At 63.0% G+C, this 24266-nt stretch carries 28 protein-coding genes; 19 read left to right on the top strand and 9 right to left on the bottom strand.

The window, feature by feature from the left end:
- The 15 genes from rpsS to rplO all read left to right on the top strand — a co-directional run bounded on the left by rpsS (window position 1) and on the right by rplO (window position 7043).
- Window positions 1–273, top strand: a complete 273-nt coding sequence (gene rpsS / locus Pan44_RS11920; protein WP_145030268.1) for a 30S ribosomal protein S19 — start codon at window positions 1–3, stop codon at window positions 271–273.
- A 100-nt stretch (window positions 274–373) separates the two neighbouring features.
- Entirely contained in the window at window positions 374–718 is a 345-nt protein-coding gene (gene rplV / locus Pan44_RS11925) for a 50S ribosomal protein L22 (protein ID WP_145030269.1), read from the top strand.
- Between the two features lie 58 nt (window positions 719–776).
- Window positions 777–1478: a 30S ribosomal protein S3 gene (rpsC, locus tag Pan44_RS11930; protein ID WP_145030270.1), complete on the top strand. Its 702-nt coding sequence runs from the start codon at window positions 777–779 to the stop codon at window positions 1476–1478.
- A complete protein-coding gene (gene rplP, locus Pan44_RS11935; protein WP_145030271.1) occupies window positions 1417–1836 on the top strand; it encodes a 50S ribosomal protein L16 in 420 nt (139 codons plus the stop codon). The genes rpsC and rplP overlap by 62 nt, the downstream gene beginning before the upstream one ends.
- 104 nt (window positions 1837–1940) lie before the next feature.
- Window positions 1941–2147, top strand: coding sequence for a 50S ribosomal protein L29 (gene rpmC, locus Pan44_RS11940; protein WP_145030272.1), 207 nt, complete (start codon window positions 1941–1943; stop codon window positions 2145–2147).
- Between the two features lie 68 nt (window positions 2148–2215).
- Complete coding sequence (gene rpsQ, locus Pan44_RS11945; protein ID WP_145030273.1) at window positions 2216–2506, top strand: 30S ribosomal protein S17; 291 nt, start codon at window positions 2216–2218, stop codon at window positions 2504–2506.
- Window positions 2507–2583: 77 nt separating this feature from the next.
- On the top strand, window positions 2584–2958 hold the full coding sequence (rplN, locus tag Pan44_RS11950; RefSeq protein ID WP_145030274.1) for a 50S ribosomal protein L14: 375 nt from the start codon (window positions 2584–2586) through the stop codon (window positions 2956–2958).
- A 4-nt stretch (window positions 2959–2962) separates the two neighbouring features.
- Window positions 2963–3319 carry a 50S ribosomal protein L24 gene (rplX, locus tag Pan44_RS11955; RefSeq protein WP_145030275.1) on the top strand — a complete coding sequence of 119 codons (357 nt, stop codon included), beginning with the start codon at window positions 2963–2965 and terminating at the stop codon, window positions 3317–3319.
- A 132-nt stretch (window positions 3320–3451) separates the two neighbouring features.
- A complete protein-coding gene (gene rplE / locus Pan44_RS11960) occupies window positions 3452–4006 on the top strand; it encodes a 50S ribosomal protein L5 (protein WP_145030276.1) in 555 nt (184 codons plus the stop codon).
- A gap of 126 nt (window positions 4007–4132) precedes the next feature.
- Window positions 4133–4318 (top strand): type Z 30S ribosomal protein S14, encoded by a 186-nt coding sequence (locus Pan44_RS11965; RefSeq protein ID WP_145030277.1) that lies wholly within the window; start codon window positions 4133–4135, stop codon window positions 4316–4318.
- Window positions 4319–4325: 7 nt separating this feature from the next.
- Window positions 4326–4721, top strand: a complete 396-nt coding sequence (rpsH, locus tag Pan44_RS11970; protein WP_145030278.1) for a 30S ribosomal protein S8 — start codon at window positions 4326–4328, stop codon at window positions 4719–4721.
- Between the two features lie 86 nt (window positions 4722–4807).
- Complete coding sequence (gene rplF / locus Pan44_RS11975) at window positions 4808–5356, top strand: 50S ribosomal protein L6 (RefSeq protein WP_145030279.1); 549 nt, start codon at window positions 4808–4810, stop codon at window positions 5354–5356.
- Between the two features lie 187 nt (window positions 5357–5543).
- Entirely contained in the window at window positions 5544–5909 is a 366-nt protein-coding gene (gene rplR, locus Pan44_RS11980) for a 50S ribosomal protein L18 (RefSeq protein WP_145030280.1), read from the top strand.
- A 232-nt stretch (window positions 5910–6141) separates the two neighbouring features.
- On the top strand, window positions 6142–6594 hold the full coding sequence (gene rpsE, locus Pan44_RS11985; RefSeq protein ID WP_231754335.1) for a 30S ribosomal protein S5: 453 nt from the start codon (window positions 6142–6144) through the stop codon (window positions 6592–6594).
- On the top strand, window positions 6594–7043 hold the full coding sequence (gene rplO, locus Pan44_RS11990) for a 50S ribosomal protein L15 (protein ID WP_145030282.1): 450 nt from the start codon (window positions 6594–6596) through the stop codon (window positions 7041–7043). Before rpsE ends, rplO begins: the two co-directional genes overlap by 1 nt.
- Before the next feature lie 476 nt (window positions 7044–7519).
- Here the strand turns inward: rplO and Pan44_RS27375 are convergent, their stop codons facing one another.
- Window positions 7520–7840, bottom strand: a complete 321-nt coding sequence (locus tag Pan44_RS27375) for a flagellar biosynthesis anti-sigma factor FlgM (RefSeq protein ID WP_231754304.1) — start codon at window positions 7838–7840, stop codon at window positions 7520–7522.
- 567 nt (window positions 7841–8407) lie between these two features.
- Here Pan44_RS27375 and Pan44_RS12000 point away from each other — a divergent pair.
- Window positions 8408–9220, top strand: a complete 813-nt coding sequence (locus Pan44_RS12000) for a sensor histidine kinase (RefSeq protein WP_145030284.1) — start codon at window positions 8408–8410, stop codon at window positions 9218–9220.
- A 124-nt stretch (window positions 9221–9344) separates the two neighbouring features.
- Here Pan44_RS12000 and Pan44_RS12005 read toward each other — a convergent pair whose 3' ends face one another.
- The gene (locus Pan44_RS12005) at window positions 9345–10622 is read right to left on the bottom strand and encodes a LolA family protein (protein WP_145030285.1); all 1278 of its coding nucleotides are present in this window, start codon (window positions 10620–10622) and stop codon (window positions 9345–9347) included.
- A gap of 32 nt (window positions 10623–10654) precedes the next feature.
- Window positions 10655–11170, bottom strand: coding sequence for an RNA polymerase sigma factor (locus Pan44_RS12010; protein WP_145030286.1), 516 nt, complete (start codon window positions 11168–11170; stop codon window positions 10655–10657).
- Window positions 11171–11447: 277 nt separating this feature from the next.
- On the opposite strand from Pan44_RS12010, the gene Pan44_RS12015 reads away from it, so the two are divergent.
- A complete protein-coding gene (locus Pan44_RS12015) occupies window positions 11448–12125 on the top strand; it encodes a hypothetical protein (protein ID WP_145030287.1) in 678 nt (225 codons plus the stop codon).
- A 39-nt stretch (window positions 12126–12164) separates the two neighbouring features.
- Here the strand turns inward: Pan44_RS12015 and Pan44_RS12020 are convergent, their stop codons facing one another.
- From Pan44_RS12020 to Pan44_RS12045, 6 genes are all read right to left on the bottom strand, one after another.
- A complete protein-coding gene (locus Pan44_RS12020) occupies window positions 12165–12437 on the bottom strand; it encodes a hypothetical protein (RefSeq protein ID WP_145030288.1) in 273 nt (90 codons plus the stop codon).
- Between the two features lie 82 nt (window positions 12438–12519).
- Window positions 12520–16065 carry an acyl-[ACP]--phospholipid O-acyltransferase gene (locus tag Pan44_RS12025; RefSeq protein ID WP_145030289.1) on the bottom strand — a complete coding sequence of 1182 codons (3546 nt, stop codon included), beginning with the start codon at window positions 16063–16065 and terminating at the stop codon, window positions 12520–12522.
- Window positions 16066–16485: 420 nt separating this feature from the next.
- Window positions 16486–16875 (bottom strand): outer membrane protein assembly factor BamB family protein, encoded by a 390-nt coding sequence (locus Pan44_RS12030; protein WP_145030290.1) that lies wholly within the window; start codon window positions 16873–16875, stop codon window positions 16486–16488.
- 200 nt (window positions 16876–17075) lie between these two features.
- Entirely contained in the window at window positions 17076–17621 is a 546-nt protein-coding gene (locus tag Pan44_RS12035; RefSeq protein WP_145030291.1) for a hypothetical protein, read from the bottom strand.
- A 323-nt stretch (window positions 17622–17944) separates the two neighbouring features.
- Window positions 17945–18124, bottom strand: coding sequence for a hypothetical protein (locus Pan44_RS12040; RefSeq protein ID WP_145030292.1), 180 nt, complete (start codon window positions 18122–18124; stop codon window positions 17945–17947).
- A gap of 137 nt (window positions 18125–18261) precedes the next feature.
- Complete coding sequence (locus Pan44_RS12045; RefSeq protein WP_145030293.1) at window positions 18262–19380, bottom strand: D-TA family PLP-dependent enzyme; 1119 nt, start codon at window positions 19378–19380, stop codon at window positions 18262–18264.
- 143 nt (window positions 19381–19523) lie between these two features.
- On the opposite strand from Pan44_RS12045, the gene Pan44_RS12050 reads away from it, so the two are divergent.
- Window positions 19524–21875 (top strand): BatA domain-containing protein, encoded by a 2352-nt coding sequence (locus Pan44_RS12050; RefSeq protein WP_145030294.1) that lies wholly within the window; start codon window positions 19524–19526, stop codon window positions 21873–21875.
- Window positions 21875–24247, top strand: a complete 2373-nt coding sequence (locus Pan44_RS12055) for a VWA domain-containing protein (protein ID WP_145030295.1) — start codon at window positions 21875–21877, stop codon at window positions 24245–24247. Before Pan44_RS12050 ends, Pan44_RS12055 begins: the two co-directional genes overlap by 1 nt.
- Window positions 24248–24266: the final 19 nt, after the last annotated feature.

A 24266-nucleotide genomic window follows, 5' to 3' on the forward strand; every position in this document is an offset into this window, starting at 1 on the left:
ATGGGACGTTCGCTGAAAAAGGGACCGTATGTCGACGCGAAGCTGCTCAAGAAGATTGGGCGGCTCGAGGCGGGCGGTCGTAAAGAGCCTCTGAAGACCTGGGCGCGTCGGTCGACGATCTCCCCGGAATTCATCGGTCATACCTTCCTGGTTCACGACGGCCGCAAGCACGTCAGTGTCTACGTGACGGAAGAAATGGTCGGGCACAAGCTCGGCGAATTCTCCCCGACGCGGACGTTCAAGGGCCACGGAGCCAAGGGCGGCTCGAAGTAATCAGCGGGATCCGGTCGCACGACCGGGTGATGAAGTTCAGCCCAGGCTGGCAAGCGGCCGCTGTGCTGGTTGGATACAGTTTGAATCAAGGCAGTTGGTCATGGCACTCATCAAGGCAAGTCATCGTCACGCCCGAATTTCGGCGACGAAGATCCGTCCGTTCGCGGACATGATCCGCGGAAAGACCGTGGCGGAAGGGACCCGCGCCCTGCTGTATGTGCCGAACCGCGGTGCGAAGTTCCTCGCCAAGGTGCTGCGAAGCGCCGCCGCGAACGCCGAAGACCGCGGCGCCCGGAACGTCGACCAGCTGATCATCAAGGACGCCCGTGTCGATGGCGGTCCGATGTTCAAGCGAATCAAGCCGATGTCGCGCGGCCAGGCCTTCATGATCCGTCGCCGGTTTGCCCATGTTCACGTTGCCGTCGACGCCCCGGAAATCGCGTAACGGCCCTGTTTGATTCACCCCGCTTCAAAGTGAAGCCAGAGAGTTTTGGAATTGACCCATGGGACAGAAAGTTCGTCCGACCGGCTTCCGGATTGGCATCGTCGAGGATTGGCGCAGCCGCTGGTACGCTCCGAAGAAGGAATTCGGCGCGCTGCTGGTCGAAGACTTCAAGATCCGCAAGTTCATCAAAGAAGAATACAAGCAGGCGGCCATTGAGAAGGTCGAGATCGAGCGCACCCGCGACCAGGTCGTGGTTCACATGCACTCGGCCCGCCCGGGAATCATTATCGGCCGCAAGGGCCAGGAAATCGATCGCCTGAAAGGGCGCCTCGAAGACCTCACCGGCCGCCGCATGGAAGTCAAGATTGTCGAAGTCACGAATCCGTTCCGGAGCGCCGCCCTGGTTGCTGAAGACATCGCTCAGCAGCTGATGAAGCGGGGCAGCTTCCGCCGGACCCTCAAGCGTTCGCTCGACCAGGTCATGGAAGCGGGCGTCAAGGGAATCAAGATTCAGCTGTCGGGTCGCCTCGGCGGAGCGGAAATGTCCCGCTGCGAAAAGGTGAGCCGCGGTTCGATCCCGCTGTCGACGCTGCAGCGGCATGTGGATTACTCCCTCGCAGTCTCCAAGACAGCGATGGGAACGATTGGCGTCAAGGTGTGGATCGATCTAGGCAATTACGGGGAAGAGGAGACTGGTCATGGCGCTAATGCCCAAACGGGTGAAGCACCGAAAAGAGCAAAGAGGTCGCATAAAAGGTGACGCGACGCGTGGAAACACCGTGTCCTTTGGCGACTTCGGTTTGCAGTCGACCCAGGCCGGTCATATCCGCGCGACGACCATCGAAGCGTGCCGTATCGCAGCGAATCAGTATATTCGCGGCGAAGGCAAGCTCTACATCCGGATCTTTCCGAACAAGCCCAAGACGGCTCGCCCGCTGGAAACCCGAATGGGTACCGGTAAAGGTGAGCCCGATCACTGGGTCGCGGTCGTGAAACCCGGTACGGTGATGTTTGAAATCGCAGGCGCATCGAAAGATGCCGCCCGTGAATGCTTCAATCGCGTGGCTCACAAGCTGCCGATTGCCTGCCGGCTGGTCGAACGGACCCCTGGCACGTAAACGGAGGGCAGGCGTTCGCCTGCCGCCCTTTTTGATTTCAAGTCGAGAGTCCATTCACTGCTGACCCAGGCCGAAGCCTGGTCCGCGTGAGCAAGGTCAGTCAGATGGCGACATCCAAAGAGTACCGCGAAATGAGCGATGAACAGCTCGGCACCGAGCTGGTTCAGACGCAGAAGGATCTGTTCAAGCTGCGGTTCCAGGCATCGACTGAGAAGCTCGATGCCCCGAGCAGCCTGAAGAAGCTCCGCCGCTCGATCGCCCGGATCAATACGATCCGCCGTGAGCGCGAACTCAAGGCAGCCCAAGGCTGATTTCAACGCCTCGCGACGCCGTCGCGGGGGTCAACAGATCAAAAGTTCCCGAAGAGTTCGGCAGTCCCATGCGGAAGACCCTGACTGGCACCGTGACGAGCGACAAGCGGGCGAAAACCCGTCGCGTCGAAGTCGATCGTCTCTACGCCCATCCGAAGTACGGCAAGATCGTGAAGGCGAAGACCGTCTGTCACGTGCACGACGAGAACAACGAGTCGCTGAAGGGCGATGTCGTTGAGATCGCCGAATGCCGGCCCCGTTCGGCGCTGAAGCGGTGGGAACTTGTGAAGGTGGTCAAGAAGGCGAACCAGGTGGCCGTGCAGAACACGCCGGCCGTGACCGAGAACGCCACCGCCTGATTGCAGGTTCCGCCCCCGGCGACCGGGTCTCGGGTCGCGAAGCGACTGAAGTCATTGTTTTCTGAGAGGTCACTCCCATGATTCAGATGCAGACGGTTATGGACGTCGCCGACAACACCGGCGCCAAGGTCGTCCGTTGCATCCGCGTCCTCGGCTCGACCCACCGCCGCTATGCCGGCCTGGGCGATGTCGTCGTCGTGAGCGTTCAGAAGTCCATTCCGGGTTGTGCCGACGCCGTCAAGAAGGGCAAGGTCACCCGTGGTGTCGTGGTCCGCGTCCGCAAGGCAACCCGCCGGCCGGACGGCAGCTATGTGCGGTTCGACAAGAACGCCGTGGTGCTCGTGGACAACGACGGCAATCCCCGTGGAACACGTATTTTCGGCGCCATCGCCCGTGAGCTGCGTGAAAAGCGGTACATGAAGATCATCAGTCTCGCGAGTGAGGTTGTGTAGTCCAATGAAGATCAAGCGAGGCGATCAGGTTGTGGTCATCAGCGGCGTCAACGCCAACGACGCGCCGCGCCGTGTGACGGAAGTGATCGACGGCGGCGAAAAGCTGCTCGTCGAAGGCGTGAACCTCGTGTTCCGCCACGTGAAGCGTGGGCATCCCAAGAGCCCGCAGGGCGGCCGTCTCCGCAAGGAAATGCCGATCCATGCGAGCAAGGTGATGTACTACTGCGAGAAGTGCCAGCGGGGCGTTCGCCTCGGCTACCGGTTCACAACGGATGGCGCGAAGGAACGCTTCTGCAAGAAGTGCTCCGCTGCCGCCGGCAGCATCGCTCCGGCTCGCAAGGCCCACGCTGAGGCAAAGTAAGTGAACAGCCGGGTCGTCATCGGCCCGTGAACGTCGCGAGGAGTCGCGCAGCGAGTCCCCGCCGAGTGAAAGCTCAGTAAAGACTCGGGCGTCCGTACTTCAGCCGGCCGCCACATCGAGAAAACAGGTTGAATCATGCCGCGGATGTTGGACCGTTATCGGTCAGAGATCGCCCCACAGCTGTCGAAGGAACTCGGCCGGACCAATCCGCACGCCGTTCCGAAGCTGGTGAAGGTCGTTGTGAATATGGGTGTCGGCAAGGCCGTTCAGGATCCCAAGATCCTGGAGGAGTGCGTCGAACACCTCTCGATGATCACGGGCCAGAAGCCTGTGATTACCCGCTCCCGCAAGTCGATCTCGCAGTTCAAGCTGCGTGAAGGGATGCAGATCGGCGCCTGCGTGACCCTTCGCGGTCACCGCATGTACGAGTTTCTCGATCGCCTGATCAATCTCGTGCTTCCCCGCGTCCGCGACTTCCGCGGGATTAACCCGAAGGCCTTCGATGGCCGCGGCAACTACAGCCTTGGTCTTACCGACCAGGTCGTGTTCCCGGAAATCCAGGCGGACAAGGTGAAGCACCTTCAGGGAATGAACATCGCCGTTGTGACGACGGCGACGAACGACGAGGAAGGCCGGGCGCTGCTCACGGCGATCGGCATGCCTTTCAAACGGGACGCCAAGGCGTAATCATACGAAGTTTCCCCGCCCACGCAGGGAGCTTGAAACAACATCTGCCGCAAGGTGGAACCAAACTAGGAATGCCGCCCTCGCTGGTGGCAAGAGCAGACACAAGTCCGCACGGGATTTCAGGGTATGGCGACAAAAGCCAAGGTTGCGAAGGCGGCGAAGAAGCCGAAATTCAGCACGCGTCAGGAGCGTCGGTGCCAGTTGTGCGGACGTCCGCGCGCTGTGTACCGCAAGTTCACGGCGTGCCGTATCTGTTTCCGCAACCTGGCGTTGGATGGTCTGATCCCCGGCGTGAAGAAGGCGAGCTGGTAATACGATCATGATGACCGACCCGATTGCTGACATGCTGAGCCGGATTCGCAACGCCCTGATGGTGGAGCGGCCGTACGTTGACATTCCGACCTCTCGCGTGAAGGTGGGCATCGCCGAAGCCCTGCAGCGCGAAGGCTACATCTGGGACTTCGAAATCATCGATGAGAAGCCCCGGGCGAAGCTGCGGATCAACCTGAAGTTCGGCCCCAACGGCGAACGCGTGATCCAGAAGATCCGTCGCGTGAGCACGCCGGGTCGTCGGGTTTACTCCGGCATCGCCAAGACGCCGGAAGTGCTCCAGGGGCTGGGAGTGTTCATCCTTTCGACGAACCAGGGCGTGCTCTCCAGCCGTGAAGCCAAGGCGAAGAACGTCGGCGGCGAAGTGCTCTGCGAAGTGTATTGATTTCAGAGAGGTCGACCTGCCCATCGTCATTCCGGGCGTGATCCCGGATTCGACGAGCGAAGGTCCAGAAGAGGTTTGAACAAGTCATGTCGAGAATCGGCAAAAAGCCCGTCCCGGTTGCTGCAGGCATCGATGTCACCGTCGCCGACCAGCTCGTCAAGGTGAAGGGCCCCAAGGGCGAGCTCTCGTTGAACGTTCACCCGGCGATGTCCGTGGAGTTCGACAGCGCGGCCCGTGAGATCAAGGTTGCCCGCCCGGACGATCAGCGTCAGAACCGCGCGTTGCACGGATTGACCCGCGCCCTGCTGGCCAACATGGTCGAAGGCGTTGCCAAGCCGTTCGAGAAGAAGCTCGAGATCCAGGGGGTCGGCTACCAGGCAACGCTCGCCGGCAAGAACCTCTCGTTGCAGGTCGGCTTCGCCAACACGATCAAGCTGCCGGTCCCTGCGGGAATCACCTGCACCGTGCCGCAGCCGACGCAGATCATCGTCACGGGGATCGACAAGGGCGTGGTGGGACAGTTTGCGGCCAACATCCGCCGCGTTCGTCCGCCCGAACCGTACAAGGGCAAGGGAATCCGGTACGCTGGCGAACAGGTTCGCCGCAAGGCCGGTAAGGCCCTCGCCGGTAAGTAAGGTGTAGCCGGCTCGCCTGCGAGTCGTGTTCACGAGATCAGATTTGTCGTTTGTCAGTGGTCAATCGTGATTTGACCACAAATGGCGCCCGCGGGTTGATCCGGTCGGTCTCAATGACAAACGGCCATGGAATCATGACCAATGATGAATCCTATTCCGGATTCGTTCCGGTCGAGGTAACTCAACGATGAAGCTTGCCACCAGAATTTCCAAGCAGCGTATCCGCCGCGGCTACCGCGTCCGGAACGCCGTGCGTGCGACGGGCCGCCTGCGGTTGACGGTTCACCGCAGCAACCTGCACATGTACGCGCAGATCATCGACGACTCGACCGGCAAGACGCTTGTCTCCGCAGGCAGCACCGAGAAGGAGCTGGGCGGAGCTGGGACCTACCAGGGCAATAAGGAAGCTGCTGCCCGGGTCGGAGCGGCGCTCGGTCAGCGGGCGAAGGCGGCGGGGATCGAGAAGGTCGCTTTCGATCGCGGCCGTTATAAGTATCATGGTCGCGTCGCGGCTCTGGCGGACGCCGCCCGCGAAGCCGGTTTGGATTTCTAAACCCAGGTCGCCGGGGTTCCTGCGACACCTTTGAATCAACAGAAGCTCTGCCGGAGATTTCCTTCCGGCGACTGACGAGGACGGATACGTGGCACAAAATCGTGGTGGTGGACCGGGTCAAGGTTCGCGCGGCGGCGAAGGCGGCAGCGGCGGTGAGCGCCGTGGTCGTGGTCGTGGCGGCGAAGGCGGTCGCGGCGGTGAAGGCGGCGGCGGAAATTCGCCGGAACGCGTCCTGCAGATTCGTCGATGCGCCTGCGTCGTGAAGGGCGGTCGCCGGTTCAGCTTTGCCGCACTCGTCGTGACGGGTGACAGCAAGGGCAACGTCGGCTTCGGCTACGGCAAGGGCGGGGAAGTCCCGGTGGCCGTCGAGAAGGCCACAAAGGTGGCTAACCGCCGCCAGAAGCCCGTGCATCTCCAGACGTCTGCACAGGGCACGACGATTCCGCACCGCGTCGAAGGCCGGTTCGGAGCCTCCAAGGTCCTTCTGATTCCGGCTTCGCCGGGTACTGGCGTGATCGCCGGCGCCGTGGTGAAGGCGGTCGTCGAATCGGCTGGCGTGTCGGACATTCTGACGAAGAGCCGCGGATCGAATAACCCGGTCAACATGGTCAAGGCGACGATGAACGCCCTGGCAAAGCTGCGGACGCGCGATGACATCGCCCGCCTGCGGGGAGTGGAAGTCTAATGATTATCGATGACGTCCATCGTGGCATTCAGAAGCACAAGGCGCCCAAGCGCGTCGGTCGCGGCTGTGGCTCGGGCCATGGCAAGACCTCGGGCCGCGGTCACAAAGGTCAGGGAAGCCGTCGCGGTTCGAAGTCGAAGCCGGGCGGATTCGCCGGCGGCCAGATGCCGCTGTTCCGGACCGTCGCCAAGCGCGGCTTCAACAACCGTGCGTTTTCGGACGCCGTGTTCGCGATCAACATCGCGCTGCTCGAAGAGCGTTTCAACGCGGGTGACGAAGTCAGCCCCGAGACGCTGAAGAGCCGCGGGATCGTGAAGGCCAACTACGACCAGCTCAAGATCCTCGGCAACGGCGAACTCACCAAGAAGCTCACCGTGAAGGCCCATCAGTTCTCGGCTTCGGCCGCGGAGAAGATCAAGGCCGCCGGCGGAACTGTCGAAGCCGTCTGATCGCTTCGGCATCACGCCAACGACAAGCTCAAAACGCACTACTCACCGTAGTGCGTTTTTTTCGTTGGATGACTCCGGCCGTGTCATCCGTGGCCGGGCCATCCGTTCGCTGCGAGGGCAGTCGGAATGCCTCGAGCCGAATCGCGCGCAACCCTGCACGTGATGGTGGGGGGACCATGAACACGATGAGTTTGAGCCCGATTTCGACAATGCGGCCGGCGGCCGGTCCGTGGGATTCTTTGGCCCGGCAGGCCTCGACCCGTCGAGGCCTCGGTCGCCCGGGGAAAGGGAGGAAGAAGGACAGATGCCCCCCTGGCTCTGTGCATCTTGATCGGTTGCCAGATTCTCGCGTGCCCGTGGGGGCCCGTTGTCCCATCTCCGGAGCGCCCGGGCGCGGCGAACTGCGGATTGAACCGGGACCGCAGAAAAGAAAAAGGGCCATCGTTGAATCGATGGCCCATCGAACGATTAGCGGCTTACGCTCCGCGGCTCCACGCGGCGATCATCTTGTCGATTGCCGCCTCCAGGCGCTGCGGGCTGTCGTAGGTGCCAGCCTCGATCGCCGATTTGATCTCCGCGAGTCGGGCTGCACGCACCTGGGGATCGATCTGTGCCGCGCTCAGGGAACGGGCGGCGTCCGAAATCTGCACTTCGTCTCGAGGAACCTGCACGCCAGGCGCGGGAGCCGCGTTGACCGCGGCCGGTTTCGCGAGGTGCACGGGGCGAACGGCGCCTGCGCCGCCCACTGTTCCAGCTCCCGTCACATCCATGTCGACGTCCTTTGAAGCAGAAGTCACATCCCCGGCCGAATCTGCCGGAGTTGTGGGAGCCGGATCATACCGCAGGTGGCGATTTGACGACAACGGCCTTTTGCTTTCTGGACGCAAGTGGTTGTTGCTGTGGGAGTTGTCGAAGGAGTTCGAGCCGGTTGAGAAGCGGATCATGGTTGCTTTCCGCAACCGTCCTGGCTGTTCAGTGCATCGGAGCGGAGTTGCCGAACAACCGGCTTCTCCGCTGCGCGAGGTGGCATCGTGCCGTAGGATTGATGGTGTGGAGGAGCGAGCACGTCCATGGACAGGCAAGGTCGCCTGTCCCCGCCATGCGTGCGGGAGGAGGTGTTCCGCTCTGTAAAAAGTATCGGCTCAGGCCCCAAGCAGAATTCAGTCCAATTGGTTCACGCCCGGAACAGTTTGCCCCGATTGCCGAACTGCTGCCCATGCTACGCGCGTCAGTTCGTGCGTTCCGGGACCGGGTTTGGCCACGGCGGCCGGAAGCCGGGTCTTGGCGTCCAGCCCGCGCTCTGCCCAGGTCGATAGCGCGAGAGGAATCGTCACGGAACGGCGGGACGGGAGAACGGATCAGTCATGTCGCTCACTGAGCTGGAACAACTGCAGGCTGAGAACGCCACGCTGCGGGCTCAGTTGGACGACCTGCAGCAGAGGCTCGTGCAGGCCCAGAAACTCGGGGCCGTCGGATCGCTGGCGTCGTCGATCACCCACGAGTTCAACAATATCCTGACGACGATCATCAACTACGCCCGGATGGGGGTCCGCCACAAGCAGGCCACGATTCGCGACAAGGCGTTCGATCGCATCCTTTCGTCCGGCCAGCGGGCCGCGAAGATCACCACCGGCCTCTTGTCGTACGTTCGTAACCGCAGCGACCGCAAAGACATCCTGAGCCTCAAGCAGCTCGTCCAGGATATCCTGCTGCTCGTCGAGAAGGACCTGCAGGTCCACCGCATCCGGGTGGAAACGCGGTTTGTCGGTGAGCCGTTTGCCTCCGTCAGCGCGGGTCAATTGCAGCAGGTGCTGCTCAACCTGATCGTCAATGGCCGGCAGGCGATGGAGCCGGGCGGAACGCTGTACGTGTCGGTCGGGCCGGGGAGCGATCCGGAGATCGCCGAGATCGCGATTCGTGACACAGGCTGCGGCATCCCCACCGACAAGCTGCAGAAGATCTTTGATCCCTACTACACGACCAAATCGGTCGATGCCCAGGGGCAGGGCGGAACGGGCATCGGCCTGGCGCTCTGTAAGGACGTGATCGACGCCCACGGCGGGCGGATCCGGGTGGAAAGCGTTGTCGGCCGGGGAACCATGTTCACCCTGAAACTCCCGATGGCGCCGGCCCCGGTTCTCTCTGTGCGACCGGAAGTCGCCCAGAAGGTGGGGTAAGATCGCGGGTTCACGCACCCCGCATGATCCCCTGTCACGCAAACAAAGAAACCGCCGATGGCGCCTGGGCGCCGTCGGCGGTTTCTATTGTCCCTCTGCCATCCGCGCGCGAGATCCGCCCCGATCAATCCTTCGGAACCTCGGCCGCAGCGATGTCTTTCACGGTGAGGTCGCCCATGATCGCCCGGTACACGCCATTCGGCTTCTTGTACCAGAACACGACGGCGTCCTTGTCGGCGGTCGTCTTCCCCTTGCCGCGGTAGCGATAGTCGGCCTTGTCCATGGCGAAGAGGAACGGGGTGACGGCTCCGAGATTCGCCATCGTCGCGTTCAGTTCTCCCTGGGTGTTGTCGTCAACCGCTCCCTTTTTGAGCGCACCCTTGAAGACATCGTTGAACAACAGGGTCACCCACTCACCCCAGTCCGTAATGCTGGCTGGAAAGGCTCCGCCCGATTTCTCGGTGAAGCTGCGGAGGGCGGCGATGAGGCTCTCCTCACCACCGGCCACCTTCGGGGTCGTTGCGGGCTGCCGGACCTCATAGCCTTCGGGTGGGTCGAAGCTGAACAGCGACTCATCGAGCTGCTGATTGAACTGGAACTCGGTCATCGTGACGTGGTGCACGAGGCTGTCGTAGTCGATCTGGACTGGCGACCCGGTTTTGACGTCGACCCACATTTCGAAGTGAGTCTTGCCGTAGGTCGCCTCGAAACCACGGACGGTCTTGCCTTCGAGTTCCTTCTGGCCAAGATCTTTTTCCGGCGTGTCCTTCAGGGACTGGAGCGAACGGAGCCAGGAATTCTTGTGCCCCCCCTCGACGGGGTGTTTGTCTTCGTGGGCCGGCCGAACCATTGCCGTTTTCCGTCTCATCACCGGCAGAGCCGCCAATCCGGGGGGGGCCAGGGCCGAAGGGTCGCTGAGGAGCAGCCGGGGAAATCCTGCGGCGTCGTGGATAGTCACGGTGCCGGACGGCTTTCCGTTGAACATGTGCTCCGTCCGCGACCGCCCGTCCGCGGCGACGTATTCCCGCACGACCGCGGGCGGACGATCGATCCCGAGCGTCCTGATTTCCGTGAGGTACGACATCGACTTCGCCTTCCGGGCGTTCTCGATCACCTGGGCATAGGCCGATGTCGGCGCCCGCAGCGCCACGATGGCGAGCACGACGCAACTGGTCAGCAGCAGCCCGCTGCCTGCCTTTGCAATTCTCATGAACCGGCTCCTCGGAATGGACAGGATGGTCGTGTTCGAAGTCTGCTCGCGCTTCTCGAGGGTCTGCAGCGTGGCGGTAATCGCTTCCGCGGACGGGCCCGCCGGGATCGGCTCCAGCTTCATCGCGCGCACGGCCTGTTCGAGCAGGTCATCCACAGGCTCGTCCGGAAGATCGGAATGGTGGGTGGACATCGGGGACTCCTGGATCTCGCTTCGCGTCTGTTTCAATGGGGCTCGTCGAGGAGTTCACGCAGCCGCTGCCGGGCACGATGGATCGTGACGCTGACGACGTTGACGGAGACCTCGAACTCCCTGGCGATGTCCGGCTGCGACCAGTCGCTGAGGACATGCAGGGAAAACATCTCGGACTGCCTGGCGGGGAGTTCCGCCAGCGCCGCCCGCAGCCGCTCGGACAGCTCCGTCGCGATGGCGGTCTCGACCGGGCTGGCCTCGGTCGAGGCGACCTCGCCAAGGACGTCATCACCGGACGGCCGGGGGCTTCCGAAGATCGACCGCTGGCGATAGCGCCTTCGCAATCGATCGAGGGCCCTCGAGGTCGCGATGCTGCACAGAAAGGCCGGCCACGCGGCAATCGTGCGTCGCTGCGAGGCCTTCCACGCGGTCAGCCAGGTCTCCTGGTAACACTCCTCGGTGTCGCTCGGGCGGTTTCCGAGGAGACGCGAGCAGACCGCCCAGACGGCCGGGCCGTGAATTGCGACGAGGTGGTCCCAATTGGTCATCGCCGCCTGAAAACCCTGAAGTACAAGTCTGCCCGAACGACGAACGGGTGTGGCTTCACAGGAATAGTCGTTCGAGCGGGCTGACTCTTACAGGCTCTCCGGTCATGATCCGAAATTCGCGACAATTGCCCGGGTACTGTCGTTCTTCGACAAGCCGCTGTCGTGGGGCGGTCTCCCGACCGTCCCACCCGGCCCGACCGTCACGTCTCACGAACTTCCATCGGCCAGGATCACACAGTCACACTTCGCCGAAACGCGCAACCGTGCCCGTCAGGGTATGGCAGCCATCATCATTCTCGGCGGACATCGCACCGGAACGAGCCTCACCGCCCGGCTCGTTCATGAACTCGGCTTTCCGGCCGCCCCCTCGCCCGGCCGGCTTCTCGCTCCGCGGGGCGGCCACGAGAGCGATAACCCCGACGGCTACTACGAGGACGTCGCGTTCCTCAGGCTCCACCGCCGGATGCTGGGCGAACATCTCGCTTCGACCGGAGGTTGGCGGAACCCCTGCCGGAACGACGCGGAGATCCTCCGGCTGCGAGACCGCTATCGCGGACTGATCGTCGCGCGGGCCGAGAGTTCTCCTGCCTGGAGTTTCAAGGACCCCCGGCTCTGCCTTCTCGGAGATCTCCTGTTCACGGCGCTGACCGACCTTGGCATCCCGTTTCGAGTCGTCACCACCCGCCGGCCGGTTATCGAAGTCGTGACCAGCCTCATGCGTCGCGGACTTCCGGAATCGGATGCCGCCCGGATCGCGGAAACCTTTGAAGCCGGCCAGCAGGCCATGTTGTCGCTGGCGGCAAACGCCGGGGTCCCCTGCCTGGAACTGTGGCTGGCCTCGGAGCGGACAGAGCAGGGGGGCCGGAGTCAGGTCAGGGACCTGCAGCGTTTTCTCGGAGCGGAAGACGCGGCCCTCACCGAGTCGCTCACAAAGCTCGTGCGATTCAATCGTTGAAATTCACGGAGACGGCCGGCAGGTTTGTGCCGCAACCGTTTACTGACATTCGCCCTGATTAAAGATGCGATCCAGCCAGGACGTCTTCTGCAGTCGCTCCTGCACGGCCGCCACGGAAATCGCCTGTGCGGCGCCGACGCGATATTCCGGCGTCTCTTCCCACAGGTCGCGAGTCCAGCCCCTCGGCAGCGGGCGCTTTTCGTTCTTCTCCGCGCCCTCCATCTGCAGATCCTGGAGCAGCACGATCAGTCGACGGCGATCACCCGGGCCCAGTTCCCGCGCCTGGGCAAGAAGTTCTTCGACGGTCGGCATGCGCTTGGCTCCTGCCGGTCAGTCTAGTTTTCGCTGCCGCTGTGTGGCAGGCGTTATTGGCACACATTCCACCCGGGCGGGGTCAGGACGGAGTCGCCGCCGGGGCCGCTTCGGTCGCGTGGGTGTCGCGATGTCCGCTCTTGCCGCTGGCGGCGAGTTCCAGGGCCATCTTCTTGATGGCGGCCAGATCGAGCTTCCCGGTCCCGAGGACCGGGATCGTTTCCACCTTGTAGAACGAATCGGTCGACGGCAGCCAGAGATTCGGCAAGCCAGTGGCGGACAGGTCCTTGACCAGTTGCGACGAAGGCTTGGCGAGTTCCGTATACAGCACGATCAGCCGCTCGCCGCGCGATGGATCAGGAGCCGAACTGATCGCGATCCGCGGCCCGGTTTCTTCTTCCTGTGACGACGGAGACAGCCGGTTCAGCTCCTCCTCGATCCGGATGTGCGGCACCATTTCGCCGCCGATCTTTGAGAACCGGCTCTGCCGTCCGGTGATATGCACGAAGCCTTCCTCGTCAATCTTCGCAAAGTCCCCGCTGGCGTACCAACCATCGCGAATCACTTCGGCCGTCTTCTGGGGATCTCCGAGATATCCCTTCATGATGTTCGGGCCTTTGACGAGCAGCAGTCCCTCGGTGTTGACTCCCAGGTCAGCCCAGGTTTCGGGGGAAACGACTTTGACCGCGCAGCCCGGGATGGCCCGGCCGACCGTGCCGAGCTTGTTCGTCTTGTACATGGCATCCCGCGCGAGGTGGTCGGGAATGTTCACCGCCGCAACCGGCGACATCTCGGTCGTTCCGTATCCCTCGCTGGGGTAGAAGCCGAACTTCGTGTTGAACTCCTCGGCCAGGTCCATCGGCAGCTTCTCCGCCCCGGTGACGACCAGGTGCAGTTTGGAGAATTGCTCCTTCGTGCAGCGTTTCACGTAGTTCCTGAGGAAGGTCGGCGCGGCGAGAATGATGCTCACGCCGTATTTCTCGGCCAGCGTGCCGACGGTCTTCGCGTCGAGCGGGTTGAAGTGGTAGCACGACCGGGCGTCGAAGCAGAGCGGCAGCCAGAGCGTCGCCGTGTAACCGAAGGAGTGGAAGAACGGCAGAATTCCCAGCAGACAGTCGGACGGCTTGAGCTGCAGCAACTGGTCGACGGCCTGAACGTTCGACCCGATGTTGGCCTGCGTCAGCATCACTCCCTTGGGATCGCCGGTCGATCCCGACGTGAAGACGATCGTCAGCAGGTCGTCAGGCTGGACGCGCGTGAGCCCCAGCAGGCGTTCGAGGACCACGATGGGCGTGGCGAACGCGTGCATTGCGGCCTTCGCCTTGTCGAGCCCGGTGATCTGCTCCTTGATGTCTTCGAGAAACACCCATTCCGCTCCTTCGAGGGCGACGGGTCTTTTCTCGAGGAACCGGCGACTGGTGAGGACGTGCTTCAGTCCCGCTTTCCGGACGCAGTAGTTGATGACGCTGTCCGCCATCGTGTAGTTCAGGTTCACGGTCGTCCGGCAATCGAGCGTGACCGCGAGGTTCGCCAGGCAGCCGCCGACGGAGGGGGGCAGCAGGATCCCGACGTTCTGTTCGTCGGGCGCGAAGACCGTCCGGCGCAGCACCGATCGGAGGGCGAGCGCCCCGGCGAGGGTGCGGCCTCCCGTCAGTTCGACTCCCGCGGAGTCGGCGATCTTCAGGCGGTTCCGGCCCCGCCGCGCCTGGCGGACGAACTTTCGGGCCACTGTCAGTTCCGTCGAGCGCGCCATCTCGTTTGCCTCCACCCCGAGAAGTTCGACTGCCTGCCTTACCTGGTTCACGTCATCGGCTTGCGCGATCGGTTTACCAAAATGAATTGAGATGGGATACGGCCATTGCGCAGGCTTCTTCCAGAAGAACTTCCCGCCGCGGAAGCTGAACACGCTTCCCCACAGCCCGTGAAGATAGACCGGGATGATCGGGGCCGCGGTGCCGTCCACAATCCGCATCAGTCCTCGCTGGAAGGGCTGCAACTGGCCGGTGCGGGTCAGCGCTCCTTCGGCGAAGATGCACACGACTTCGCCGCGCAAAACAGCCTCCCGGGCCTCGTTCAGCGCCGCGAGCACCGCCCTTCCGCCGCTGCCCGCCTTGATCGGGATAATGCCCCCTCTCTGGCAGAACCACCGCAGGAACGGTTTGTTCACATAGTCGGCATACATGATGAAACGGACGAACCGCGACGAACTCACCAGCAGCAGGATGCCGTCGATCCACGACACGTGATTCGCGACCAGCAGGGCGCCTCCGCGTTCGGGAATGTTCTCACGGCCGTAAACCTTCAGGCGGTACATCACCCGGCTGAGGACGTAGAACAGGAAACGGGCCAGGAATTCCGGCAGCAGCAGCACGACGTAGACGACGATCGGAATCGTTCCCAGCCCGGCCAGCATGAAGATCGTGGCCGGCGGAAGGTTCAGGACTCCGTGCAGCAACTGGAACAGCCCGCACGACACGAGGATCAGCGAGAACGAAACGAAGTTCGAGCCAGCCAGAACGGTTCCCCGGTTGGAGTCGTCGCTGCGGTATTGCAGGTAGGCCTCGAGAGGAATGTCGAAGAGCGCCGCGAAGCCCCCGAGACAGAACAGCATCGTGCACACGCCGTAGAACGCCGGCTGACTCGTCGCGGCGAGCGAGACGTCGACAAACCTGCTCGCGATGAACACGCCCAGGGCACTCGCGCTGATGCCGAAGGCCCCGAGCGGAACCAGTCCCAGTTCGACTTTCCCCTGCGACCAGATTCCCGCCAGCACACTCCCGACACCCATGCCGGCGACGAGCACGGCCATCAGAATCCCGACGTCTTCCTTGGGGAGGTGCAGTCCTTCGTTTCCGAACGGGTCGGTATTGAGCTGCGCGAGCGAAGCAAGCATCCAGAAGAATCCGATGCCAAGCGCGCACCGCAGCAGCCGCACGTCGCGGAACAGCACCTGGATCGCCGGCCACGTTTCGGTGACCGGATTCCAGGCAATGCGTTTCCCGGGGCTTGCCGCTCCAGCCGTACGGACAAAGAGACTGGTCAGGGTTCCGGCGATCGCGGTTCCGATCAGCGCAGCGGCGGGGATCCACAACCCTGCCAGCGTCGGGCCGGCGTCGAGCACTGGCCCGGCGACACCATACAGCTTGTAGCCAGCCACTGTTCCCAGCGCCGATCCGGTGACCGTCGCCAGGCCAAGCAGGCCGTTCCCCTGCGAAAGTGATTCGGGTTTGAGAATCTCGGGCAGGGCTCCGAACTTTGCCGGCCCGAACAGCGCGCTCTGCGCGCCGAGCAGGAACACGATTGCGAACAGCAGCCAGAGCTGCGACGTCGCGATTGCGAGGATGCCTAACGCCGTGAGCACAATCTCGGCGACCTTACACCGCACGATGACCGCCTGTTTCGGAAGGCGATCGGCCAACGAACCTGAGAGCGGCGCGAGCAGCAGGTAAGGGATGGTGAACAGCACCCCGCCCAGAACCAGCGCCAGCGTGGGATCCATCGTCCGTTGGCCAATTGGCACAGCCAGCCAGCGGAACATGTTGTCGTTGAACGCACCCAGAAACTGGGTAGCCGTCAGCCCGAGGAAGCTGGCCGAACGGATCGAGCGTGGCGTCGCGGGGTGGGACATTCAGGTTCGCCAGGGCAATCAGACAGTTGAAAACACCGGACGACAGGCGTCACGACACGGAGAATATCACGTCGAAAGCCCGTCTTGCCCCGTTGTGCAAAATCAACGCTGCCTGCGAAACGAGGCATGGCAGCACCGCTGTGTCGCATTTTGCACAGGCAATTTGAAGCGCTGCGTCTCTCGCGACAGCCGACCGGCTTTGGATTTCACTGAATTTCGTGCAACGCGTCGAAACGTTCCTCGCAGTTGCGCGATGCGCCGATATGTTTCCTGTAGAGCCTTGAGCGGCGAGCGTTGGCCCGCACTTGCTGCTCGGCCTAAAGCGTCCTGGATGACTCGCTCATCCAGGACGTTTTTTCTTTTCCGGCTCCTTTTCTGGGGCCCCCCGAAGGTTGCCGCTCCGCGATTCGGCGTCCGGTTTCAGCTGGCCGACCTTTGAGCCGCATCCTGCTCCCCGGCTGCCTGGAGACCGGCAGGGCTCACTCCGGAAATCGACGCAATGCACGGAACACCGAGGCCGAAGCCTTTCAGCGGATTGCTCCAGATCTGGCTGCCCGTTGCCGGATCGAGGCAGTACGTATAACCCTGCACCGATGCGATCAGCCGATCGGTGTCGTAGAGCAGCACGACGAACCCGGCCCCCTGAGGCGACTTCCAGGACCAGACCAGCTCGCCCGTGTCCCGGTGCAGCGCGCAGACGCGGCGGTTGAAGCCCACGAACACGAGGTCGGCCGGATCGACTGTCGGTGTCGCCTTCCCGGCCGATGAGCCGGATCCGCTGAGAAAACTGGAATCAAACGACTGGGACATCGTGCGCTCCGCCTGTTCGATGAATCCTTGTTTCCGCGCCAGAACGCGGCTGAACTTGCCCGGGATCAAAGGAATCGCAGGTTCCCCACGACCCTGCAACGCCTCGGCCGACGACCGAATCAGGGCAACCGGAGACGCACGAAAAAAGCCCGACCGATTCAGTTCGGCCGGGCTTTCGCCTCTCGAATTGTCTTCAGCAGTTACCAGCCATAGTTTCCGTATCCGTAGACGAACGGCCGGCGGTAAGGCCGCATGGTCGGCTGCAGGTCGCTCTCCAGTTGCCGCAGGTTGGATGACAGGCCGTCCAGCATCCGCTGGGTCGAATCGACATGGATGTGCCCGGGGTGATGCGTCGGCGGGTACGAGACATAGCCGGTCGGTGTCATGTATTTGTAGCCCGGCGATGCATACGTGTAGTCGCTCCGGCTGAGACGACGGTCGAGGTTCCGCACGTGCATCTGGGCATGGTCGACCATTTGCCGCATTGTCGACCGCGACCGTCCGCTGTGGACGGCGTCGTGAATCGCGTTCATCGAGTCGAGTAACTCGTCCGCTTCCTGGATGAGATTCGGATAGTCGTGGGACACCGAGAATCGGCTGACGATTGCCGCTCGAATGGCGCGGGCCTGCTGCACGCCTGAAACGGCATGCTCCTCAAGGTGCGAAATGACGTGGGGTGGCGCGGCCTGGGCGGCCGGGACCGAAGCAAACAGGATGATGACCGCCGTAGGCAAAAAGGTCTTCATGGGTGGAACCTCCGATGCACAACCGCAGACAGTATGGGTTGGAACTCTGCGATCAGGAGGCCGCTCAGGTGACCGCCGCGACGACATGTGCGGCGTGAAGTTGTTGTCACCTGAATCAGCCGTGCTCAGAACTATTCGCAGACTTCGCAGTCACTATGCCCGGAGCCCACCGGATTTTTGCGAATAGCGCAAGGCAATAGAGGGTAATGTGTTAGATGGAATTTCTGCCGATGGTGGTCCAGATCGGCAGAAACTGCCGGTCGCGACACGCGCCCTCATTCCGATGTCGGCGCCGGCTGGTGTCAGTCGGCTGTCCCGGGAACCTAACGGCGGCTGCCGCTCTTCATCAGGAGCCAGCCAAAGAGCGCGACCGAAATCAGCACGACCCCATATTGGGACGGCGTCATGTTCGCCCAGGCACTTGCCGCGTATTGCGAATAGAACTTCGCATAGCGTGTCACGGCGTTGGCCAGGAGCAGGGGCATGTCGGGGGGCACCGCCATGGAAATGGCGGGGGTTTCGTGTGGAAACGGTCCGCTGACGCGCGAACCTTGCACTAACCTAGGTTGCGAAACGGCAACGTGCGGCCGAATTTCGGGAATCCGGCCGTCAACCACGGCCCTTCAACCAGGTCAGCAGGTCAGATCGTCAACTGTCGATCCCGCCCCACGACCGGCCAGGTGGCGACAAGGTCGCCGTCCTCGATCACGTACGCCTCTTTGTGAAGCGCCGAGCAGGGGCAAACGTGTCGCGGAATGCCCAGCAGCCAGTCTCCCGGCGCGAAGTCGCCCGCATTGGGCGTCTCGACGACGAGGTGCTCCTCGTTGTGCAGCACCTGAACTCCCATGGGCATCGCGGGAAACACGACGCGCTGCCCCATCGGTGGGTCGGACGCAACCGATTTCGTCCCCAGGTCGAGGGTCACACGATCCCCCTTCGGCCGGCTGACCACACGGGTGAATAGTAGCGCCGCCGGCTTGAACACTTCGAGATCCGGAAACTTCTCGCCGTAGTTGGCGTCATGAAAGATGCACGTCCCAGGGCTCAATTCGATGGCCGGATCGTCGATCGTCGCATAGACGGGGAATGTCGGCGTTCCGCCGCAGATCATCTTCGGAACGGGGATGCCCGAACGCTCGAGCCGGTCGCGGAGAGCCTGGATCGGCCGGAATTTCTCGAGCAACGCCGCCAGTCGCTCCTCCGGATCCGCTTGATGGAAGTGGCCGTCGTAGATGTGGAAGCCCGCCGGTTCGACGTGCGCAGTCTCCGCAATGGTGCGGTAGAACTGGTAGGCATCGTCCCCCGCGGTCAGGCCCGTCCGGTCCCGGCCCGGATTCAGGTCCATATACACTTCGACCGTCATCCGGGCAGCGTCCAGCGCGCTCGCCAGCTGCGCCAGCGGGGTGGGATGGTCGGCCGTCACTCCCAGTCGCAGGTCGGGATAGCGCTGTTTGATCGCGACGACCCGTGCAATGTTCGGCCCGACGGGGTTGTACGCCAGCACGATGTCGCGGACGCCGCAATCCGCGAGCATTTCGACTTCCGCAATTGTCGCCGCCTTATGACGCCGGACGCCTGCCTCCAGCAACAGTTGGACGACCGCCGGCATCTTGTGGGTCTTGCAGTGCGGCCGCAGGCGGTCGGGTGAGCCGGCGATCCGCAGCATGGTCGCCAGGTTCCGTTCGACGATCGGGCGGAACACCACGTACGACGGGGAGAGCAGTTCCTCGGGGCGGCGGATGAAATATTCGTCGGACATGGTTTGACCAGGGGGACCGGGCACTCACCGTTGAGCGATCCGTACTCTACAATGCGACCGGATGATTTCCTCCTGAGGCGGTTGTCCTTGCGCGGCTTCAATGGGAAAACTCGCGGTTTGAATGGTCTCGTCTCCGGTCGTTGATGTTCAGCTGGGTTTCCACACACTTCCTGAATCCATCGCTCTTCTGGCCCGCTGTCGGGCTGATGGCGGTGCCGATTCTGATCCATCTCATCAACCGCCTCCGATATAAGCGGGTGCGGTTTGCGGCGATCCAGTTCCTGCTGCAGAGCCAGAAGCAGAACCGCCGCCGGGTCCTGATCGAACATCTTCTCCTGCTGGCCGCCCGCGTGCTCGCCGTCGCCTTCATCGGCCTGCTGATCGCCCGTTTCGTCGCCGATCCCCGGCAGATTTCGATGTTCCAGGGAACGAAGACGCATCACGTGCTGCTCGTGGACGACAGCGGCTCCATGCGCGACCGCACGGGCGACACTGATGCCTTCACCGCGGCTCGCGAAGTGATCCGGAAGCTCGCCGCCGAAGGCGCCCAGCGACCGGAAACACAGAAGCTGACGGTGCTGCGGATGTCGAGCCCGAACGAAACGCTCAGCGGCCTGAGCGAGCGCGACGTCGACGATTCGCTCCTCGCCGAAATGTCGACCCGGCTTGACGACCTCGAATGCACGTATGGGGCCGTCGATGTCGCTGGCGCCCTGGACGCCGTGAAATCCCGCCTCGGCGACGATGCAGGCTCCGTCAAGCACCTGCACGTCATCAGCGATTTCCGCCGGGTCGACTGGTTCGACAACAAGGCCGCTGCCGCCGGCATTCGCGCGCTGGAAGAGGCCGACATCGATGTGAACCTCGTTCGCACGGTGGCCGCTTCGAACAGCAATCTCGCCGTCACGGATCTCTCCGGTGATTTCGCGACGGCCGCGGCCGGCGTTCCGGTGCTGCTCACGGCGTCGATCCACAATTTTGGAGCCGTGGCGGCCGAGAATGTCCGTCTCGCGGTGCAGGTCGATGGCCGTCCTCTGCCGGGGAACTACCTCCTCGAGCGGATCGACGCCGGCCAGACGGCGAAACGGGCCGTGCCGGTGCTGTTTGAGAAATCAGGGACGCACCGCGTCGCCGTCTCCGTGGAATCGGACGCCTTGGAGGCCGACAATTCCCGCCGCATTGCCGTCGTTGTCGCGGACGATCACCCCGTGCTCGTCGTTGTCGGCAGTTCGCTCCAGGACGACGGCCACTATCTCCGCGATGCGCTGGCCGCAGATAAATCGGTGACCGGCTACAACGTCACGGTCGACTCCCCGGAATTCTTGAGAAGGCATCCGCTGGATGCCTACCAGGGGATTTACCTGGTGAACGTCCCCGACCTGCCGGAGGACGCCGTCGATGCGCTCGAGAAGTATGTCGCCGCCGGGGGCGGCCTCGCGTGGTTCCTGGGCGATCTGGTCCGCCCGGCGTTCTACAACGACCGGTTGTATCACGAGGGAAAGGGCCTGTTTCCCGTGAAGCTGGGGCCCGCGCCCGCCCGTCTCACCCGGGACGAGTTCACTTCCCAGCCCGACATCGCCGCCCGCGACAACGATCTGTTCCGCATCCTGGCCGGCGCGGAGAACCCGTTCATCGACCAGGTCTTCGTCAATGTCTATTACCCGGTCGATCGCGACTCGTTCGTGAAGGATCGCGAGCGGCCTGGCGGCGTTTCGATTCTCGCCGACCTTCGCAATCGTGACCCCCTGATGCTCGAAAGCGCGTTCGGAAAGGGCCGGATTGTCACCAGCCTGACCGCCGCCGCGCCGATCATGTCGCCCGAGAAGGTCGTCTGGACGAACTGGGCCAACGGGCCTGGCGCACCGAGTTTCGCAGTGATGAATCTCGAACTGGCGCGGCTCATCGCCCGCCGCGATCGCGCAGCGCCCTTGAGAATGGTCGGCGAGCCGATTGTCATGCCGATCGACCGCACCCGCTTTCGTGACGACATCGAGATCGTCGGCCCGGACGACCAGGTCTCGCAGGTCTCCGCGATCGATCCTGCTCCGGCTGACAGCAGCAGTTCAACGACGGACGCGGTCCCCATGCCCGTCGCCACCTACCGAGACACCGAGCGCCCCGGGTTCTACGTGGTCACGAAGTTCGGGCAGTCGCAACAGCCCGATCAGCAGGTCCTGGCGTACAACGTTCCTGAAATTGAAAGCGATCTGAAGGTCGCGGCGGATGCCGACATTTTCAACGAGCTCGGGGATGGCATTCAGGTCACGATTCAGCCCGCCGGCAGCGCGGAGTGGATTCGTTCCGAGTCGCCCGGCCGTGAACTCCGCTGGATCCTGCTGGTGGTCCTGGCCCTCCTGCTGTCGGTTGAGCAGATCCTGGGCTATCGACTGAGCTACCACTCATCGGACGAGTCCTCGCCAAAGTCGAAGATTTTCCGCCGTCGCAAGACCGCCACGACCGGTGCGCGGCGTCCCCTGAAAGCGGGGACGAGCTGATGCATTCGCTCCTCGCCCAGGTCGCCCCCGAGACCTCGACCTCGTTCGAGATTGACTGGCCCTATGCGCCCGGCGAATGGGCATTGTTCGTCACTTTTCTGCTGATCGCCGGCGTGGGGGTCTGGCTGTATCGCAAGGACGCCCGGTATCTCCCGCGGGGCTGGCCGATCATCCTGGCCGCACTGCGTGTCGCCGCCCTCGCGGGACTCGCCGCGATCCTCCTGAACCCTCACACCCGCACCCAGACGACCGGAACGCGTCCGTCGGAAGTCGCCATTCTCGTCGACACTTCGACGTCGATGCAGCAGCCGGCCGACGACGTGACCCCCGGTACGGTCGGACCGACGCGCGCGGAGCGCGTTCGCGAGGTTCTGGCCCAGTCGCCGCTGGTGAGTGAGCTGCGGAAGTCGCATGTTGTCGATGTTTTCACATTCGACAGCGATCTCAAGCCGCAGGCCCAGCGGCTCGAACAGTTCAAGGAGGGAGAAACGGCGAACGACAAGCCAGTGGACTGGTCGAAGGTCATCGAGCCTCAGGGAAACTCGACCCGGCTGGCCGATTCGATCGACAAGCTGCTTGCCGAAAGCCGGTCGCGCACGCTCGCCGGCGTGGTCGTCCTCTCAGACGGCGCTTCGAATGCCGGACGCGACATGCGCCCCGCCAACGAACGTGCCCGCGCCCAGGGAGTGCGGATGTTCGCGGTGGGGCTCGGCGGCACAAAGCCCCCCATCAACGTCGCCATCCAGAAGGTCATTCTGCCGACAGATGTGCAGAAAGGGGATCCGTTCGAGATCACTGGCCTCCTGCAGGGGATCAACGTCGGCGGCAAGTCGGCCACGGTCGAACTGCTGGAGAAGGGGCCGAACAACCCGCAGCCCAACGTGATCGACACGAAGACCGTCATCCTCGCCGATGGAGAACTCGCGGAGTCGAAGTTCGAGCTCCGCTCCAGCGAGGCCGGCAACTACGAATACACGTTGCGGGCCAAAGTCGCCGATGTCGCCGAGACGCGCGAAGACGACAACCTGCAGTCGCGGACGGTGAACGTTTTCGACCGGCCTCTGAAGACGCTGATCGTCGCTGGCGGTCCGATGCGGGAGTATGTCTTCTCCCGCAATGTGCTGAACCGCAACCGCGGCATGTCCGTCGATGTCTGGCTGCAGACCGGTGAAGCCGGGATCAGCCAGGAGGCCAACCAGCTCCTGTTCAAGTTCCCCGAGTCCCGCGAAGAACTCTTCGCCTACGACATCCTTCTCGCCTACGACGCCGACTGGTCGAAGATCTCCCTCGAACAACAGAAGTGGATCGAGGAATGGGTCTCCAATGAGGGGGGCGGCATGATGTTCATCGCCTCCGACGTCTTCACTCCGGCCCTCACGGTGAACCGCGATTCCTCCGGGTCGCTCGACAAGCTGCTGCCCGTCGTGCTGGACCAGGTGATGCCGGCCATCGGCGCCCGGGATCGTGCTGCTGTCGCCCAGCCGCTGACGTTCACGCCCGAAGGGAAATCGGCCGAGTTCCTGCAGATTGCCGAGACGGCCGAGGCCTCGGCGGAAGCCTGGACGACGTTCCCCGGTGTGTTCCGCTGCTTTCCGACGCGTGCCCGCAAAGGAGGAGCGACGGTCTATCTGGAATTCAGTGATCCACTGTCCCGCGGTGTCGATGGCGCCCCCGTCCTCCTCGCCGGTCAGCGATTCGGACAGGGCTCGGTGCTGTACCTCGGCAGCCCGGAGTTCTGGCGTCTCCGCAGTCTCAGCGAAGATTACTACGAGCGTCTGTGGACGAAATTCGCCCGCAAGGTCGGCGAAGGACGCTCCAAACGCGGCGTTCAGCGGGCCCTCGTCATTCTTGAAGGCCGGGAAGTGGAACTCGGACAGACCGTCCCCGTCCGCGTCCGGGCTGTGAACTCGCAGTTCCAGGCACTCAGTTCCGACACGATTCGCATTGAAGTCATCGATCCTCGTGGCCGTCCGCTGGTTCCGGCCCCGGTTCTCGATCGCGACCGCAATCGCGCCACGGAATACTTCGGCAACTTCCGCGTCGCCATGCCAGGCCGGTATCGCATCGAGCTGAACGTGCCGGATACCAACGACAAGGCGACGGCCGAAATCGATGTCCTCGTTCCGCAACGGGAGTTCGCGTCGCTGACCCAGGACGTTGTCTCACTCAAGACGCTCGTCGATGGCACTGGCGGCGGATATTTCACGCCCGCGGAAGTTTCAAAACTTCCCGCACTGATGCCGAGCGCCGCGGAAGAATTCATCATCGACCAGCGGGTCAGGGAACTCTGGGACCGTGCCTGGATGCTCTACCTGCTCGTCGGCCTCCTCGGCCTCGAATGGCTCCTGAGAAAGCTCCTCAAACTCGCCTGACTCACCTCTGAATCCAGAA

The organism is Caulifigura coniformis (assembly GCF_007745175.1).
Taxonomy (GTDB): domain Bacteria; phylum Planctomycetota; class Planctomycetia; order Planctomycetales; family Planctomycetaceae; genus Caulifigura; species Caulifigura coniformis.

Coding starts and splice junctions, on each gene's coding strand:
- Pan44_RS12035 (WP_145030291.1), bottom strand. CDS start 17,621: ATGAAGACCTTTTTGCCTACGGCGGTCATCATCCTGTTTGCTTCGGTC.
- rpsC (WP_145030270.1), top strand. CDS start 777: ATGGGACAGAAAGTTCGTCCGACCGGCTTCCGGATTGGCATCGTCGAG.
- rplO (WP_145030282.1), top strand. CDS start 6,594: ATGATTATCGATGACGTCCATCGTGGCATTCAGAAGCACAAGGCGCCC.
- Pan44_RS12000 (WP_145030284.1), top strand. CDS start 8,408: ATGTCGCTCACTGAGCTGGAACAACTGCAGGCTGAGAACGCCACGCTG.
- Pan44_RS12030 (WP_145030290.1), bottom strand. CDS start 16,875: ATGTCCCAGTCGTTTGATTCCAGTTTTCTCAGCGGATCCGGCTCATCG.
- Pan44_RS12055 (WP_145030295.1), top strand. CDS start 21,875: ATGCATTCGCTCCTCGCCCAGGTCGCCCCCGAGACCTCGACCTCGTTC.
- Pan44_RS12025 (WP_145030289.1), bottom strand. CDS start 16,065: ATGTCCCACCCCGCGACGCCACGCTCGATCCGTTCGGCCAGCTTCCTC.
- Pan44_RS12020 (WP_145030288.1), bottom strand. CDS start 12,437: ATGCCGACCGTCGAAGAACTTCTTGCCCAGGCGCGGGAACTGGGCCCG.
- rpsQ (WP_145030273.1), top strand. CDS start 2,216: ATGCGGAAGACCCTGACTGGCACCGTGACGAGCGACAAGCGGGCGAAA.
- rplF (WP_145030279.1), top strand. CDS start 4,808: ATGTCGAGAATCGGCAAAAAGCCCGTCCCGGTTGCTGCAGGCATCGAT.
- Pan44_RS11965 (WP_145030277.1), top strand. CDS start 4,133: ATGGCGACAAAAGCCAAGGTTGCGAAGGCGGCGAAGAAGCCGAAATTC.
- rplX (WP_145030275.1), top strand. CDS start 2,963: ATGAAGATCAAGCGAGGCGATCAGGTTGTGGTCATCAGCGGCGTCAAC.
- Pan44_RS12050 (WP_145030294.1), top strand. CDS start 19,524: ATGTTCAGCTGGGTTTCCACACACTTCCTGAATCCATCGCTCTTCTGG.
- rpsS (WP_145030268.1), top strand. CDS start 1: ATGGGACGTTCGCTGAAAAAGGGACCGTATGTCGACGCGAAGCTGCTC.
- Pan44_RS12045 (WP_145030293.1), bottom strand. CDS start 19,380: ATGTCCGACGAATATTTCATCCGCCGCCCCGAGGAACTGCTCTCCCCG.
- Pan44_RS12005 (WP_145030285.1), bottom strand. CDS start 10,622: ATGTCCACCCACCATTCCGATCTTCCGGACGAGCCTGTGGATGACCTG.
- rplP (WP_145030271.1), top strand. CDS start 1,417: ATGGCGCTAATGCCCAAACGGGTGAAGCACCGAAAAGAGCAAAGAGGT.
- rplN (WP_145030274.1), top strand. CDS start 2,584: ATGATTCAGATGCAGACGGTTATGGACGTCGCCGACAACACCGGCGCC.
- Pan44_RS12015 (WP_145030287.1), top strand. CDS start 11,448: ATGGCAGCCATCATCATTCTCGGCGGACATCGCACCGGAACGAGCCTC.
- rplR (WP_145030280.1), top strand. CDS start 5,544: ATGAAGCTTGCCACCAGAATTTCCAAGCAGCGTATCCGCCGCGGCTAC.
- Pan44_RS12040 (WP_145030292.1), bottom strand. CDS start 18,124: ATGGCGGTGCCCCCCGACATGCCCCTGCTCCTGGCCAACGCCGTGACA.
- rpsH (WP_145030278.1), top strand. CDS start 4,326: ATGATGACCGACCCGATTGCTGACATGCTGAGCCGGATTCGCAACGCC.
- rplV (WP_145030269.1), top strand. CDS start 374: ATGGCACTCATCAAGGCAAGTCATCGTCACGCCCGAATTTCGGCGACG.
- rpmC (WP_145030272.1), top strand. CDS start 1,941: ATGGCGACATCCAAAGAGTACCGCGAAATGAGCGATGAACAGCTCGGC.
- Pan44_RS12010 (WP_145030286.1), bottom strand. CDS start 11,170: ATGACCAATTGGGACCACCTCGTCGCAATTCACGGCCCGGCCGTCTGG.